The following is a 15,012-nucleotide window of genomic DNA, read 5'->3' as shown; positions in this document are numbered from 1 at the left end:
AAATAACGAACTATTTAGAAAGGGATTGTGATAGGCTTTCCAAGCAGTATTTATGTTCTAACCATTGCATTAGCTAAGATGACGACACCCAAAGTAAAAATTATTCTTGATACTGATCCAGGTGGAGATGATGCGTTTGCTTTATTATGGTTACTTAGTCTCGTTAAACAAGGATTAGTAAATTTAATTGCAGTGACAACCGTAGATGGTAATGTTCATGCAAAATATACTTTTGTTGGAGCGAGTAAACTCCTCAAACTCGCGGGTTTTGATGATGTGGAAGTCGCTAAAGGTATAATTGGAGGATCAGCAAGCGATATCGAAGATGCAGGATCGCTTCATGGTGCGGATGGCATGGGTAATCTTACTCATATGCTACCCGAATGTACGAATAATTATGAAACTGCCCGTTTTGCTGATGAAGTTTTGATCGAGAAATTGAACGCATTACCGGGGGAAATTACAATTATTGCGATCGCTCCTTTAACTAATTTAGCGGCTGCCGAAATAAAATCGCCTGGTATTCTCAAAAAAGCCAAACAAATTATTATCATGGGTGGAGCATTTCTCACGCATGGTAATCTTACCCCAGAAGCCGAATTTAATATCGCCTACGATGCGATCGCGGCTAAAATCGTCTTTCAGAGTCGAGATGATCTCATTGTCTTACCGTTAGATGTCACCCGAAAACTCATTTTTACCAACCTCATAGCACAAAATATTATAAAAGTCAATATTAATAGTGCTATTTCCAGATTTATTCGATCGCTGTGTGAGTTTATGTGTCAGAATGCCCTATCATATCGTGAAACCAATGGTCTTGAAGGTTTTTTAGTTCACGATGCGGTTACTTTAGCCTATTTATTTTATCCTGAAACCTTATCTTTTCGTCGCGCTCTCGTTAAAATTGAAACAGCCGGAGAATGGACAATGGGTAAAACCCTGTTTGATAATCGTCATAAAACCAAAGTTGGCGCTAATGCTTGGGTTGCGATGGATGTTGATCCCGTTAATCTTTTAGCAGCAATGAGCGAAGATCTAAAAATACTCATTCAGAATACTTAATTTTTTAGTATGACCCCTAATATTACTGAAATTGCCATTACCGTTAAATTATTTGCTGCGTATCAAGAAGCTTACGGTGTTCCCGAAATAATACTTTATTTTCCGTCATCTATTCCAGTCAAAGAAGTCCTCGCTCAAATTTTAATCGAACATCCAGAGTTAGAACAATGGCGAAGTGTTACCCGTTTTGGGCTAAATCTTCAGTTTGTTGATGGGGATACTTTAGTTCAAGATGGTGATGAAGTGGTTTTAATTCCTCCCGTGAGTGGGGGATAATTTTTAGACGAAGTGATAAATTAATTGTGTTTCTAAGTGTTGTAGGATTTCTGAAGGTTTTTTATTTAAAGAAAATGTTTTGCGATCGAGATTCACTTGTAGTTTTAGCATTGGATCAGTACCATCAGAAACTAGAAACTCTAGGCGTTTAATTTGTGGCCAAGCAACTAAATGATCTAAAATATCGAAAATTCCTTTAAACGTCGCAGAATCTTGATCTTGATACCAGTTTAGAGGAATCGCTTGAGATTGATCGACTCCCAAATGGAAGATCAAAGAAGCCTTATCAAAAAGTGCGATCGCAACTGGTCTAACTTCTTCCTGTAATAATAATTGCACCGAACGACCTAAATGGCGAAGTTTTTCTAATTTTTCATAACGAAGTGCGATAGTTTCTGCGGGATCTTGCCAATCGATCGCAATGGTGACTAAATAGTTATTAAGGAGTAAATGACCTAATTTTTCAGCTTTAGTGGCTAAATAACTGGAATTATAATCATTTGCTTCAATGAGTAAGGGCATTCTTTCGACTACTTCTAAACCATAACCTTTTAATCCAGCAATTTTTCGCGGATTATTGGTAATGAGTCGAATATTCTTCACACCCAACTCATTTAACATTTGTGCGCCCATTCCATAATCGCGTAAATCCGCCGGAAATCCTAATCGTTCATTTGCTTCTACGGTATCAAGTCCCAAATCTTGTAAAGAATAGGCTTTTAATTTATTCACCAAACCGATTCCTCGCCCTTCCTGACGCAGATAAACCACCACACCTAACCCCGCCTGTTCGATCATCTTTAAGGCTGCTTGTAGCTGCATCCGACAGTCACAGCGCAGAGATCCTAGGGCATCTCCAGTTAAACATTCTGAGTGCATTCGTACCATCACTGGATGATCACCAAACTGTGAGGGATCACCTTTAACGATCGCCAAATGTTCTGTATTATCTAACGTATTACGATAGGCATACAATTTAAACTCCCCAAATTGACTGGGAAAATTGCAAACACTTTCACGATAAACAAAGCGATCGTGTTTTAATCTATAACTAATCAGATCCGCAATACTAATCAGTTTCAGATTATATTTTTTCGCATATTCGGCTAACTGTGGTAATCTAGCCATCGAGCCATCAGAATTTTGTATCTCACAAATCACCCCTGCGGGATATAATCCGGCTAAACGGGCTAAATCTACAGCCGCTTCCGTATGTCCCGCCCGTTTGAGAACACCACCTTGTTTAGCGCGAATGGGAAAGATATGACCAGGACGGGTTAGATCTTCGGGGCGTGATGCAGGATTAATGGCGATTTGGATGGTTTTTGCGCGATCATCTGCCGAAATTCCTGTCGAAACCCCCAAACGAGGCGACGCATCGATACTAACCGTAAAAGCAGTTTGATTACTATCGGTATTTTTCGTCACCATTAAGGGTAAATCTAAAGCGTCTAGACGTTCTCCCGTCATTGCCAGACAGATTAAACCTCTGGCATGGACTGCCATAAAATTTATGATGTCAGGGGTTGCAAATTGAGCCGCACAGATGAGATCGCCCTCATTTTCTCGGTTTTCGTCATCCACAACAACAATCGAGCGTCCTGCCTTAATTTCGGCTAGGGCAGTATCAATAGAGTCAAATTCGATCGTTAGGGGCTGTAGCGATGTCACAGGATAAGTACTTAGATAGATTCTTCTTCGATTCTAACTGATTACTGCATTACTATCTTTTGGAGACCAAATCCATATATATTTAAAATCTTTTTACTGTATCAAAGGGTTTGGAAACCAAACCCCTACAGTTACTGACTGGGTAACTTATATTTAAAATCTTTTGGCCCGGTGTATCCTGAAAGTTCGGCTAATTTTTCTAGAGTTTGAGTTCCTGAAATCATTTCTCCTTTAATATTCCAAGTGGGAAATCCTTTTACTCCCGCATCTCGACAAGCTTGAGTTTGAGGATTATTGCCTTGTGGGTCGCATTCAAAGTAATTTAATTCTTTAGCGGCTTCTTTACCAAATAGTTGTTTCTGATCATAGCAATGAGGACACCAAAACGCCCCATATTCTTTGGCTCCAATTGCGGTTAAATGTTTAGCTAGAGCGATTTCCGATTCTCCTGATGTTGTGGTGATTTCCCATCCGTAAGGGGGTTGTGCGGCTACAGTGGGTACAGGAATGGGTGTTCTTGCACCGCCTCCAGTTGTGGTAAGATCTCCTGCATTAGCATACAGTCCTAATGCACCGACGAGGGTCACGACTCCAGCAATAATAATCGAAAAGAACATCTGTCCCATTTCTTCCCATTCCCGACCAAATAACGCCATTAGAAAAAGTCCTATAGAACAAAGCGCGGAACCAATACAATAAAGACAAAAATCTTTTAGAACAAAAAAAGCAATGTACATTAAATAACCACTAAAAATGGCCATTGCTGTTCCACCGAGTAATAATAATTGCCATGTCCCTTGATCGACTTGATTACGGAACTTTTTGTTACTTTCCGCATTAATGACAAAAGGACTGAGGGCAAAAACCAGCATACTCAGATATGCGAGTAACCCGAATAAACTAAGGGGCCATCCGAAAACTTTCGCATAGGGACTACTCAGAACAATATCACATCCTGACACGCCTGGATTTGCACCAATCGGACAAGCTACCAAGCCACCGCTAAAAGCTTTAATTGTTAGATAAAATGTAATAAGAGCGCCAACAACGGCTAAAATTCCCATGATGACACGGGCATAGCGTTGTATCCAAGGCTGAGAACGTCGGCGAGTCATAGAAGTTGATGTTATCCACAAGCGTCGTTATTTTGTGATTCTAGCAATCTCTGTACAATGCTGATAACCTTTTGTTTCATTCTATTAAGAAATGTCGCATAACTTGACAAATGTACAGATTTGGGTTAATAATCTTGACCAACCTTCAGAAACAATCCAAAATCTTGAAAAAATACTATCAGAAGACGAAAAAGAAAGGGCAATGCGTTTTCGGTTTGCAGAACATCGTCGGCGTTTTATTGTAGCGCGGGGTGGTTTACGAGAGATTTTAGGGCATTATCTTAATCTTGCTCCCCAAGATGTGAGGTTTGAATATAATGCTAAAGGTAAACCGTTTCTATGCTCTAGTTTAAATCGGGAATTACAATTTAATGTATCCCATTCTCATGAGTTGGCTTTGTATGGGGTTGCACAATCGAGTAAAATTGGGGTAGACTTAGAGTATGTGCGTACTGTTAAGGATTTAGAACATATAGCAGAACGTTTTTTTTGTCCCAGTGAAGCCGCAATTGTGAAAACCCTATCCTCAAAAGAAAAAGAAAAAGCTTTTTTTAAAATATGGACAGCGAAAGAAGCTTATCTAAAAGCAACGGGTGAGGGTATAGCAGGAGGATTAAACCAAGTTGAAGTATCGATCTCGAAGAGATCCGCTTCGCAGCGCGCATCAGGACAATTTCAGGGATTGAAAAGCATAGCAGGAGATGAGCAAGCAGTCAATCAATGGCGTTTATGGTCTTTTTTTCCCAAACCTGATTATGTTGCTACAATAGCCGTAGAAGATGTGGATCGAGTATTATCTTGGAAGATTTTTGACTGGAATCTTTTTGATAAAAATGCGTAATCCTTGCACAGAAGAGCAAGGAGTGTCAAAATTTAGTATTTATAATCATTAATTTTTCTGGCATTTTGTAAAGAAATCCTACACAATCAATCATATGACTACAGAGGTTTTTATTAAGCCTAAATCGAAGTTAGACAGTCAGCAAGTCTCGGATGGAGCAATTGTCGAACTGGCTAAAGATTCTGTTCCTTTGCCTTCAACGAATGGGAATGGTGACTCATTTCTAACACAACTCGTTGAAAAATTGAGAAAAACTTTAGAAAATCATCAAGGTGAGCGGCAAATCGTTGTTATACAGGATTTCCCTGATCCCGATGCTCTATCCAGTGCTTGGGCTTATCAGTTGATCGCCGAGCATTATAATATTCAGTGTGATATTGTCTATGCTGGAACGCTTTCTCATCAAGAAAATATCGCTTTAGTTAAACTGACTGGTTTACCCGCAAGAAAATGGGGCGTACAAACTCTTAAAGAGCGAGATTTCTCAGTATATCAAGGCTGTGTTTTAGTCGATAGTCAAGGAACAAATTGTCAGTTAATTCCGTTGATCCAACAAGCTAATATTCCGCTTGTAGTCGTCATCGATCATCATAGTAAACAAGGCGAACTGAAAGCAGAATTTATTGATTTACGTTTACAAATGCGGGCAACGGCAACAATAATGACTCAGTATATTCAATCGGGGTTGTTAGAATTTGATAATGGAAATCCTGTTCATGTTAAATGTGCTACAGCATTAATGCACGGTTTACGCTCTGATACTAATCAGTTAATGCAAGCACAAGAAAAAGATTTTCTAGCGGCTGCTTATTTGAGTCGTTATTATGATGCTCAGTTACTCAATTCGGTGTTACAGTCTTCTCGTTCTCGCCGAGTAATGGATGTCATTGAGCGATCGCTAAAAAATCGTATCATTAAGAATAATTTTACCATCGCTGGAGTTGGTTATCTTCGCTACGAGGATCGAGATGCCATTCCCCAAGCAGCCGATTTTTTAGTCACCGAAGAAAACGTACATACGGCGGTTGTTTATGGTGTAGTTCATGATGAAAACAATGATGTAGAACTCGTGATTGGTTCACTCAGAACAACTAAAATAACTTTAGATACCGATGAATTTATTAAAGAAGCTTTTGGACAAGATAGTCAAGGGCGCTTTTTTGGAGGTGGGCGTTATATGGCGGGAGGTTTTGAAATTCCTGTCGGCTTTTTAGGCGGTTTTAATGATAATGCTGAATATGCGCGTCTGAAATGGGAAACTTTTGATGCTCAGATTAAGCAAAAATTAGCCCGTTTAGTTAATCCTGATGATTAAGTGATTGGAACTTAGAATTGATAACCGTTAAGACTGCCAGAGAATAAATTCTCTGTCTCATAGCCGAAGTCGGTTTAAACCGACTGATTGAATAGATTTTAATCCGTTTTAACGGATTTACGCTTTGAGCCGTGAAATTGATTTCACGGTGGATTATAATACTAACAATATAATTTAAGGTAATTCGCCGAATTGCTGCCGATAACGTTTTAATTCTGCCTCTAAGTCACTAGCCCGTTGTCGTTCTAATTCAGCCCGTTGGCGTTCTTGTTCAGCCCGTTGTCGTTCTAATTCAGCCCGTTGTCGTTCTTGTTCGACTCGTTGGCGTTCTAATTCGACTCGTTGGCGTTCTTGTTCAAGAGTTTGTTGAGCGATCGCAATTTCTTCAGAACCCCACAGTAACATATTTCCTGAATGATCCCACCAACGTAACCAATTTGCTAAGATTTGTTGTCGGGTTCCCGCCCAAACGCCCAAAAATAAATCAAAACAAGGAATATAGTAACGTCCTTGTTGATTGGGTTGTAATAATACATATGTTCCAGACTGTAGGTGACGAACTTCGAGCAAAGGAAGACTAGGATCGAAAATAATGTAAAAAGGAACTTTTAAAATTTGTTCGTAATAATACAGTTTTCCGTAAGGATATGTGCTGTTGTTTGAATATTCTCCTGCATCGGTTTCCGAGAGAAATTCCATGACGATTTCAGGAAGATCGCCCTCAGTATAAGGGGTATAGCTACGACGAATTTTTCCCTCACTCAATGGTAGAACTTGAGGAACAAAGAACCAATCTGGGGCTTTAATGACGGTTTTGCCGTTGATTTTGGCACAGAGCCCCATATTTGAGGCAATGAGCATCACTGATGTGATTAAACCCGCGAGATCGAGAGATTCTGATAAAGCAAATGCCAGTAAAGGTTGTAAGATACTCTCCACAGGTTCATCGGGTAAGATGTAATCGTCGGGCAGCTTTTCCCAAACGATATTCGGTTCAGTTTGGTTTAACGATCGAGTCATGGTTCATCGTTGAATGATGACTTGAATAGGACAATTATACTGTATTAAAGTTTTGTCTGGTGATTTTGAGCCTAGAATAGGAAATAAAAGAGGAAAATTAACGATGTCTCAAATCTTAACTGTGACTTTTGATGGAAAGGCTTTTTATCCTGAAACTCAATTAAATTTAGAGCCTAATAAACGCTATCAAATTCAGATTGTAAGAGAGGAAAAACCATTATTTGAGAGGGAAAGTGAGGTAGAGCAGTTTTTGGAAAATGCCGATAAAGCATGGCAAGCGTTACGCAATGATCCGCAAGTATGGCAAGAGGAATTAGTAGAAAGGCAACTCTGGGATATTACCTTACTCGACGGAAATAAGGATTAAAAAATGGCTCATATTTTGAGGGAGGAAGTTTGGTTAGTAGATTTAAACCCAGCCCGAGGTCGAGAACAAGCAGGAACAAGGCCTAGCTTAATTATTTCTGTTGATCGGTTTAATCAAAGCGCGGCAGCTTTAGTAATTTGTCTTCCCATAACTTCTAAAGATAAAAAAATTCCCTTTCACGTCAGTCTTGCTCAACCAGAAGGCGGCTTAAATGTAAAAAGCTTTATTAAGTGTGAGGATGTCCGTTCTTTGAGTAGCGATCGATTGATTAAATGTTTAGGTGTGGTTTCTGCCGAGACAATGGTTCAAGTTGAGGCTAGATTAAGAATTTTAATGGGGTTGTAGGACAAGAATGTAATTATGAGGAGAAAATTAAGTATTTGTATTCCTGCTTATAATAGACCTCAATGGCTGAAACGAGCTTTAAAGTCTATTATTTCTCAAGATATTTTAGAAGAAATTGAGATTATTGTTACCGATGATTCGTCAGATGAAGAGTGTCATCAAGTAACGAATGAAGTGTTAGAAAATTGGTTAGGACAATGGATGTATGAATTTAATCAACCAAGATTAGGAATGACTGAAAATTGGAATCATTCTCTAAAACTGGCTTCAGGTGAATATGTTTTAGTCTTGCATGATGATGATTTTTTGTTAGTTAATTCTCTTAAAGTTATTTTAGAAACAATTGAACAATATCAAAATAAATATGCTGTTTTTTTATTTGGGGTTAATGTGGTTGATGAACAAGAACAGGTGTTAAAACAACAAACATTTAAACAACCTCAATATTTATCACCAAAGCAAGCTTTAATCCGTTTATTGTCTAATTCTTCATTTGTGCGATTTCCTGCGATCGTTTTTCAGCGTCAAGTCTTAGAAGAAGTAGGGTATTTTAATCCAGTATGGGCAGAACCGACAGATTTAGATATGTGGATACGGTTATTTAGTCGCTATGGTGTAATGTGTCTTCCTGATGTGACCTGTGCTTATACGGTTCATTCCCAAGCGTTAACGATGGGTGTTTTTAATGAAAAGACAATTAGAACGTTACTGGATATTTTTGCTCAAGTAGATGTATTGAGTAAAGATGAGTTAGAACAGTGTAAAGCTACTTTTTTCCATCAGTTTATATTAGCAGGTGCATTTCGGAAACTTCGACGCGGACAGTTACAAGAATTTACTCAGGTGATGCAATTGTTTGAATTATCGGAGTTACAGGGTTTAAAATGTCCCTCAAAGTGGCTTTTATTGCGTTGGGTGTTTGAGGTTTTAGCTAAACTGAGTTTTAGTCTTTTTTAAGATCATTATCTATAGCTTGCTCTTCAAGTTCGGCTAATCCAGTTATGATAACAGATGGTCGATCTGGAAATTTTACAATTAGTTGAAGATCTCCTCCCATCGCTTCAATATAGCTACGAAGTGTAGAAATCAGAAGATCGGTACGCTTTTCGATTCTTGAAACACTATCTTGACGAATTTTTAAAAGATCTGCCATGCGCTCCTGTGTTAACTCTCGCGCTTTTCTAAGATCTCTAAGTGTCATTTGTTCAGCTATCAGTTCTTTAGCTCGTGCTTCAATTTTCTTGCGACGTTCAAGAGGAATTTGTTCCATGATTTGAGCTAGTTTCTTAGCCATAATTTTATTCTCCTGTCTGCTTCAATTTTTCAAGATGAGAATCAAATCTTTGATCAGCTTTGAGTATAAGTTGCTTGTAAAAGCGTTTTTCTTTAACTCCTGCCTTGTTACCTGCTACAAGTACGATCGCTTGCCGTTTTGGGTCAAAAGCAAATGCTACACGCCACACTCCATCATCAGCTTTAAAACGAAGTTCTTTCATATTGGCATGACGAGAACCATTAAGTGTATCAGCATGAGGTCTTTGGAGGTTAAGCCCATATGTTTCTAACAGTCTTGCATAGGCTAACAGTTCGTCTTGAACTTCTTCAGAAAGCTCATCGAACTTTAGCACAAATTTGTCATGGAATAAAACTTCCCATCCCATAATCTAAATTATGTATCTAAAACCATATGGAGCCAACACCATTTTAGTCGGTTTTTAAATCAAATGAGAGAAAATTACACTGATTTTCAAGAAAAATTTACTTTATTGATGAAAATTACTGCCAAGATTTACCTAATTCTCCTCGAAAACCGTCATAAGTCCCACGTAGGCAAGCCCAAAGTTTTAACAGGGTTAAGTCATGTTCAAAAAGAGCAATTTTAATCGTCAAAATTAGAAGAAATTGTAAACGCCGAAGAATTGAAAAAATGAGTTTATTGTTTTTATTGGCTAGACGGGTTTCTAAATAAGTATAATTTCGATGAATGTAATAATAACGTAAAGGTGAATAGTTGTAGATAGTAATTAATTTTTTAAAAGGAAAAATTTTAATTTGTTTAGAGTTGCCAAAGCGATGATTTAATGTAATGTCTTTAGCAACGACTATATCAAAACCTTCCTGTCGGAACTTCCAGCAGTATTCCCAATCAACTGCATCAATAAAAAAGTTTTCATTGGGTAAGGGTACTTGTTTAGCCGCAGCAATTGAAATTAATGATCCTGATGTAATTACAGAGTCACAATAATAATAGCTTTCTGTTAGTTCATGATTAACATTCTCTCGAAATCGGTAGCCATCAAAATTGATTCCGTGCCATTCTTGTCCCGTAATTTTATCAACTGGTAAAGGTGCGATGATTCCGATATTTTTTCGTGTATCGATTAAGTTATAAGTTTCTAATAATTTTTCTAATGTATCTGGGTCAGGTTGACTATCTTGATCGAATGTCCAGAGAAAGTTATATTGATGAGCGATCGCCCATTGTAATCCGATTTTTAATCCTCTAGAGATTCCAATGTTTTCTGGATAACTTTTAATAATTAATTTTTCATCTAATTTTTTGGATAACAAGCATTGAGGAGAGTTATCTACTACAAAGATATTATCCACCGAAAAACTTTGATTTTTGATAGATAAAATACACCTATCAATAGATTCTCTGTCTTTGTAAGCGGTAATATAAGCTAAAATTTTATACATTCTTTTGCTTGTAGAAGTAGTCCAATAAAATTTTATTCCATTTTTTTGACTGTTGTTGTAAGTTGTACTTACTTAATATATCTATACAAGAAAATTTATAATTTTTAGGATTTGACATTACTTGAATCATTTTTTCTACTATATCGGATATATGCCCAGACTCTACGATATGACCCATTCCTTTAGAAATAATCTCTCTCGTTCCTCCACAATCATAAGATACAACAGGTTTACCCATATACAAAGCTTCAATTGTTACTAGAGAAAAAGATTCTTTAGAAGAAGTTAAAACAAAAGCATCAGCTATTTGTAAATAATTATAGTATTTATCACCAGTTAACACGCCAGTCCAGATAATTTTATCACTAATTTTTAGGAATTTTGCATATTGTTTAGCATAAGTGTCAAGACCAGATAGAGAATTGTTACCTAACCAGATAAAACGAGTATCAGGATATAAAGTATTTAGGTGATGGGCTATTTCTACAAAACGTACTGGATTTTTATTATAATCAGTTGACCCAGACATCGCCCAAACAAAAGTCGAATTATCAATTTGAAGTAATTCTCTGATTTTTTTTGATTTACTATTATCAAGAGTAATTTTTTCTATATTGAGACAAGGAAAACAAACTTCTAAGTTATTTTCTCTACCTAATATTGATAACATTCTGGCTGAATTTTCAGAGCAAGCAATAATTCCTAACGGATAAGTTATTAATCTTTCTACATCTTTGCTTTCGATTCTTTCAAGCATTTGCTCTACTTCATGACAATGAACGATACAAGGAATTTGATGTTCCTGAGCATAACGTATCGCTTCAGGTTGAATAATACTATTAATGTACCAAATATCTGGCTTAAGACGTTTATGAATCTCGTCAAGAAAATTCTCATAATAATTTTTTCCTAATAGCTTAGATTTTGCTAGACTTATTAAAGTAGTAAATTGATTTAGATATTTATCAAAACTATAAATTGATATATCGGGAGGATAAGCAGGTTCTAGTTGTCCTGAAAAACGACACACTATGCCAATAGGTTTAAATTTTTCTCTATCAAGATTATGTATTAGATTAAATAAGGTTTTTTCGGCGCCTGTCGGTCTTGTTGTGGTAGTGACAAATAAAATTTTTAACATCGGATTAATTATAATATTAGTTGGTTAGCTTCGCTTACTAATTTTAGTGTACGCTATCCAAGCTTTAATGATCATCAAGCCATTGAGTAGCCAATGTTTCAAAAGTAAGAATTTATGAGTTGCGATAATTTTTTTCACTTCTAATGCAGTATTAGATAAGTTACTGGATAATCCTCCTTCTTGAAAATCAGTAATGACGATAGAAACTAAATCTGTACGGATATCTTGACTCAACAGGCGAAGCCATAATTCTCCATCCATAGCAATTTTGAAATCTTCGTCAAAACCTTTAACTTGCTGAAGTAAATTTTTATTTATTATTGTTCCAGGATGAGAAATCCAATTAAAAACTGGTGGCCACAAATAAGGTAATGATGGACGTTGAGAGAATTTATTTTTTTCATATTCAATATCAAAAATAATAACTTTGGCTAGAGAGTTTTGTAAAATTTGTATAAAAAGATCTATATTTAGGTCTGAATGTAATTTATCTCCACTGTTCAAAAACCATACCCAACGTCCTTCTGCTTTTGATAAACCATAATTAAAAGCGGCTGAGATTCCTTGAGGTTTTTGAAAGAAGTATTTAGTATTAACTTGTTCAGAAAAAAGTTTAATTTTTGTTTGAATTGAACTCTCACTACTATCTATAATCAAGTGTTCCACTGAATATTCTTCTCTAAGATTTTGGGTACTTTTTAGTGTTTTTTCTAGTCCTTCAAAATCGTTTTTCGTAATAGTAATTATGGTTAATAGCATAGTGAAATATCTAAATGTGTTAAAATATTCTTTATTAAAAAAGGTAATTTTTTGATTGCAACATATTTTGATACCATTGTAAATACTCGTCAATCATTCTTTGTAAGCCATAGTTTTGTCGTGCTTTGAATGATGCTTCTTGGCTCATGGATTGCTGTAAATCAGAGTTTTCTAGTATTCTTCGTATCGAGTTCGCCATTGTAATAGCATCTCCTACTGGAACAAGAAAACCGTTTTTTCCTTCCTCAATCTGTTCTGGAATACCTCCTACTTTTGTTGCTACTACAGGAGTACCACAAGCGAAAGCTTCAGTTATGACTAATCCAAAAGTTTCCGCTTTTGCAGCATGAATGTATAGATCGACTGATTGATAGTATTTTGCGATTACAGAGGGATCTTTTTGATAAGGTACAAATTGAATTTGTGCTGAACCGATATTTTCGGGTGGACTATTCTCTCCTAGCGCGAGAAAAATAATTGCTTGGTCTGGCATTTGTTTAGCAACTATCTCTATTGCTGTCTGCATTGTTTGATAATCTTTCCAGGGATTTTGACGAATACCGTTGGCGGTAAAAAGAATAATTTTTGAGTCTATGGGTAAGCCTAATTCACTACGGACACGGTTTTTTTCTGTGGGATGAAAGATATCTAAATCTATACCGTTTGGAATGACTCTACTTTCGATAATACCCTCTACTAAGATGGACTGTTGTACTTTATCCATTAGCCATTGTGAGGGTGTGGCAACATATAACTGGCTTTGACGATAAATCTCTCGTTTCCTCTGCCAGTTGTAGGCAGTCGCGTCGCGTTTGATAGCGGGAGCAATCTGTAGATCAGGGCATTGTCCACAGCCAATTTTCCAGCGATCGCACTCAAAAGAATGGGCGCAATGTCCACTCAGTAACCAAGCATCATGAAGGGTTAAGAAGAGGGGGACTTGACGAGAAAGCCACGATAAAACCCGCAAATCAAAATACTCTCCATGTAAATTATGACAATGAACGATATCGGGTTTTTCTGGTGGAAGATCGAGAAGTTGATCGGTAGCAGGAAAATCAAAATTCTCTTGACCCCGTTGTCGTGTGAACCATGTAGCAGGTTGGCCAATGCCTTTGATAAGGCCGTGTACTTTGGCAATTGCGCGATGTTTTTCAGTAACAGGATATAGAGAATCAGCTATTGCGTAGCAGAATCGTGTCCATAAATGGCGATGTTCGCGGTTAGGGATGGGTAGTATGTCTAAGCGATCAGATTTTTTTCGTCCTACGGCTAACCATGCTGTTCGTTCTCTCGCTCGATAGCCTTCGTGCAGAGTCCAAGCAATTTTCTCTGCACCTCCTCCAATATCCTCTGTGCTAACTTGTAGAATTTTCATAAGATTTTATCTCCACAATAGTTGAGTTAACTGTTGGAGGTGGGGGGCGAGTACATTATTAAATCCAGATCGTTTAGAAAGTCTCAATAATAATCGGGTGATTTTGTGGATTTCTTGACGTTTTAAGCGATTTTTTTCGGGATGAGTGGCGTAGGTGTTAAGAAAAGCGGAGAGCATAGATAAGTAGATGGCGATCGCTTCTTTAAGTTTATCTACTTTTAAGATTCCCGTTTCGTCAAAAAAATTCTCGGTGATCAGTAACGACCTCATTAGGGTTACTTGTTCAGGAGTGATTGAAAAATCTGGAAGTGTTGTGCGGATAGTTCGATGAGCAATAAAGTCATGTTCTTTTAACTGTTGTTGACGTTTACTATTAGTAATCCCATTTCGCAGTCTATAACGAACTAATGGGTAATTAAGATTGAAGCTTTTAGTGTATTTTAGTAATTCAGTCCACAAATTATAATCTTCTGTAGCTTTAAATTGTCCATCATACCTTAAGTTATGTTCAATAAGTAAATGCCGTCTCATCATGACAGAAGGATGAGCGAAAGGACAGTTTAAAAGGCTAGTCCAGCGAATGGCTAAATCAAAAATAGGAACAAGAAAAACTCCTATTTTATCTGATTTATCATCAAACAACTGGCAAAAGCTTCCAAGAATTCCTACTTCTGGATGTTTTTCTAAAAAATTAAATTGTATAGCTAAACGATTGCTGTGAGCAATATCATCAGCATCCATACGAGCAATATATTTACCTGTTGCTAGAGTAATCCCTTTATTTAAAGAATCGGCTAAACCTAAATTTTTTTTATTAGAGATTACCTTAATCCTTGTATCAGAAAATGAACGAATATCCTTTAGCGAATCATCAATTGAGCCGTCATCAATAATAATAAATTCAAAATTTGTAAAAGTTTGATTTAAAATACTATTTATTGCTTTTTGAAGGTATTCCTCCTCATTATACACAGACATTAAAATAGTAATTTCTGGGTTCATCATCAAATAAATATAAT

Annotated in this window: 17 protein-coding genes; 7 read left to right on the top strand and 10 right to left on the bottom strand. The window is 36.9% G+C overall.

The genetic code is table 11. The annotated features are described in order from the left end of the window. The first annotated feature begins 27 nt into the window (after positions 1 to 27). Both C7H19_RS12390 and C7H19_RS12385 read left to right on the top strand, forming a co-directional pair. Positions 28 to 1,065 (top strand): nucleoside hydrolase, encoded by a 1,038-nt coding sequence (locus C7H19_RS12390; RefSeq protein WP_219907645.1) that lies wholly within the window; start codon positions 28 to 30, stop codon positions 1,063 to 1,065. Positions 1,066 to 1,074: 9 nt separating this feature from the next. Next, a complete protein-coding gene (locus C7H19_RS12385; RefSeq protein WP_106457194.1) occupies positions 1,075 to 1,341 on the top strand; it encodes a MoaD/ThiS family protein in 267 nt (88 codons plus the stop codon). 3 nt (positions 1,342 to 1,344) lie between these two features. On the opposite strand, the gene ribBA is transcribed toward C7H19_RS12385, so the two are convergent. Both ribBA and C7H19_RS12375 read right to left on the bottom strand, forming a co-directional pair. After that, positions 1,345 to 3,012, bottom strand: a complete 1,668-nt coding sequence (gene ribBA / locus C7H19_RS12380) for a bifunctional 3,4-dihydroxy-2-butanone-4-phosphate synthase/GTP cyclohydrolase II (protein ID WP_106457193.1) — start codon at positions 3,010 to 3,012, stop codon at positions 1,345 to 1,347. Positions 3,013 to 3,143: 131 nt separating this feature from the next. Continuing rightward, the gene (locus C7H19_RS12375; RefSeq protein ID WP_106457192.1) at positions 3,144 to 4,127 is read right to left on the bottom strand and encodes a vitamin K epoxide reductase family protein; all 984 of its coding nucleotides are present in this window, start codon (positions 4,125 to 4,127) and stop codon (positions 3,144 to 3,146) included. 91 nt (positions 4,128 to 4,218) lie between these two features. On the opposite strand from C7H19_RS12375, the gene C7H19_RS12370 reads away from it, so the two are divergent. Together C7H19_RS12370 and C7H19_RS12365 are read left to right on the top strand one after the other, a co-directional pair. Next, positions 4,219 to 4,968: a 4'-phosphopantetheinyl transferase family protein gene (locus C7H19_RS12370; protein ID WP_106457191.1), complete on the top strand. Its 750-nt coding sequence runs from the start codon at positions 4,219 to 4,221 to the stop codon at positions 4,966 to 4,968. A gap of 94 nt (positions 4,969 to 5,062) precedes the next feature. Continuing rightward, entirely contained in the window at positions 5,063 to 6,283 is a 1,221-nt protein-coding gene (locus C7H19_RS12365; RefSeq protein WP_106457190.1) for a DHH family phosphoesterase, read from the top strand. A 174-nt stretch (positions 6,284 to 6,457) separates the two neighbouring features. Here the strand turns inward: C7H19_RS12365 and C7H19_RS12360 are convergent, their stop codons facing one another. Beyond that, on the bottom strand, positions 6,458 to 7,303 hold the full coding sequence (locus C7H19_RS12360) for a Uma2 family endonuclease (RefSeq protein WP_106457189.1): 846 nt from the start codon (positions 7,301 to 7,303) through the stop codon (positions 6,458 to 6,460). Between the two features lie 103 nt (positions 7,304 to 7,406). On the opposite strand from C7H19_RS12360, the gene C7H19_RS12355 reads away from it, so the two are divergent. The 3 genes from C7H19_RS12355 to C7H19_RS12345 are packed head-to-tail and all read left to right on the top strand — an operon-like array spanning position 7,407 to position 8,972. Next, positions 7,407 to 7,670: a hypothetical protein gene (locus tag C7H19_RS12355; RefSeq protein ID WP_106457188.1), complete on the top strand. Its 264-nt coding sequence runs from the start codon at positions 7,407 to 7,409 to the stop codon at positions 7,668 to 7,670. A 3-nt stretch (positions 7,671 to 7,673) separates the two neighbouring features. Then, on the top strand, positions 7,674 to 8,015 hold the full coding sequence (locus C7H19_RS12350) for a type II toxin-antitoxin system PemK/MazF family toxin (protein WP_106457187.1): 342 nt from the start codon (positions 7,674 to 7,676) through the stop codon (positions 8,013 to 8,015). Positions 8,016 to 8,030: 15 nt separating this feature from the next. Continuing rightward, a complete protein-coding gene (locus C7H19_RS12345; RefSeq protein WP_106457186.1) occupies positions 8,031 to 8,972 on the top strand; it encodes a glycosyltransferase family 2 protein in 942 nt (313 codons plus the stop codon). Here the strand turns inward: C7H19_RS12345 and C7H19_RS12340 are convergent. The 7 genes from C7H19_RS12340 to C7H19_RS12310 all read right to left on the bottom strand — a co-directional run bounded on the left by C7H19_RS12340 (position 8,959) and on the right by C7H19_RS12310 (position 14,998). Further along, positions 8,959 to 9,309 (bottom strand): helix-turn-helix domain-containing protein, encoded by a 351-nt coding sequence (locus C7H19_RS12340; protein WP_106457185.1) that lies wholly within the window; start codon positions 9,307 to 9,309, stop codon positions 8,959 to 8,961. The two genes, C7H19_RS12345 and C7H19_RS12340, sit on opposite strands and share 14 nt — an antisense overlap. Before the next feature lie 4 nt (positions 9,310 to 9,313). After that, complete coding sequence (locus C7H19_RS12335; RefSeq protein WP_106457184.1) at positions 9,314 to 9,676, bottom strand: type II toxin-antitoxin system RelE/ParE family toxin; 363 nt, start codon at positions 9,674 to 9,676, stop codon at positions 9,314 to 9,316. A 115-nt stretch (positions 9,677 to 9,791) separates the two neighbouring features. Next, positions 9,792 to 10,715, bottom strand: a complete 924-nt coding sequence (locus C7H19_RS12330; protein ID WP_106457183.1) for a glycosyltransferase family 2 protein — start codon at positions 10,713 to 10,715, stop codon at positions 9,792 to 9,794. Beyond that, positions 10,708 to 11,856, bottom strand: a complete 1,149-nt coding sequence (locus C7H19_RS12325; protein WP_106457182.1) for a glycosyltransferase — start codon at positions 11,854 to 11,856, stop codon at positions 10,708 to 10,710. The genes C7H19_RS12330 and C7H19_RS12325 overlap by 8 nt, the downstream gene beginning before the upstream one ends. A 24-nt stretch (positions 11,857 to 11,880) precedes the next feature. Next, positions 11,881 to 12,615 (bottom strand): glycosyltransferase, encoded by a 735-nt coding sequence (locus C7H19_RS12320; protein WP_106457181.1) that lies wholly within the window; start codon positions 12,613 to 12,615, stop codon positions 11,881 to 11,883. A 34-nt stretch (positions 12,616 to 12,649) separates the two neighbouring features. Continuing rightward, positions 12,650 to 13,993, bottom strand: a complete 1,344-nt coding sequence (locus tag C7H19_RS12315) for a glycosyltransferase (RefSeq protein WP_106457180.1) — start codon at positions 13,991 to 13,993, stop codon at positions 12,650 to 12,652. 6 nt (positions 13,994 to 13,999) lie between these two features. Further along, positions 14,000 to 14,998, bottom strand: coding sequence for a glycosyltransferase (locus C7H19_RS12310; protein ID WP_106457179.1), 999 nt, complete (start codon positions 14,996 to 14,998; stop codon positions 14,000 to 14,002). Positions 14,999 to 15,012 lie beyond the last annotated feature (14 nt).

It is taken from the genome of Aphanothece hegewaldii CCALA 016 (assembly GCF_003007785.1).
Classification (GTDB): domain Bacteria; phylum Cyanobacteriota; class Cyanobacteriia; order Cyanobacteriales; family Microcystaceae; genus Chroococcus; species Chroococcus hegewaldii.
This window is presented reverse-complemented; position numbering and strand designations above follow the sequence as displayed.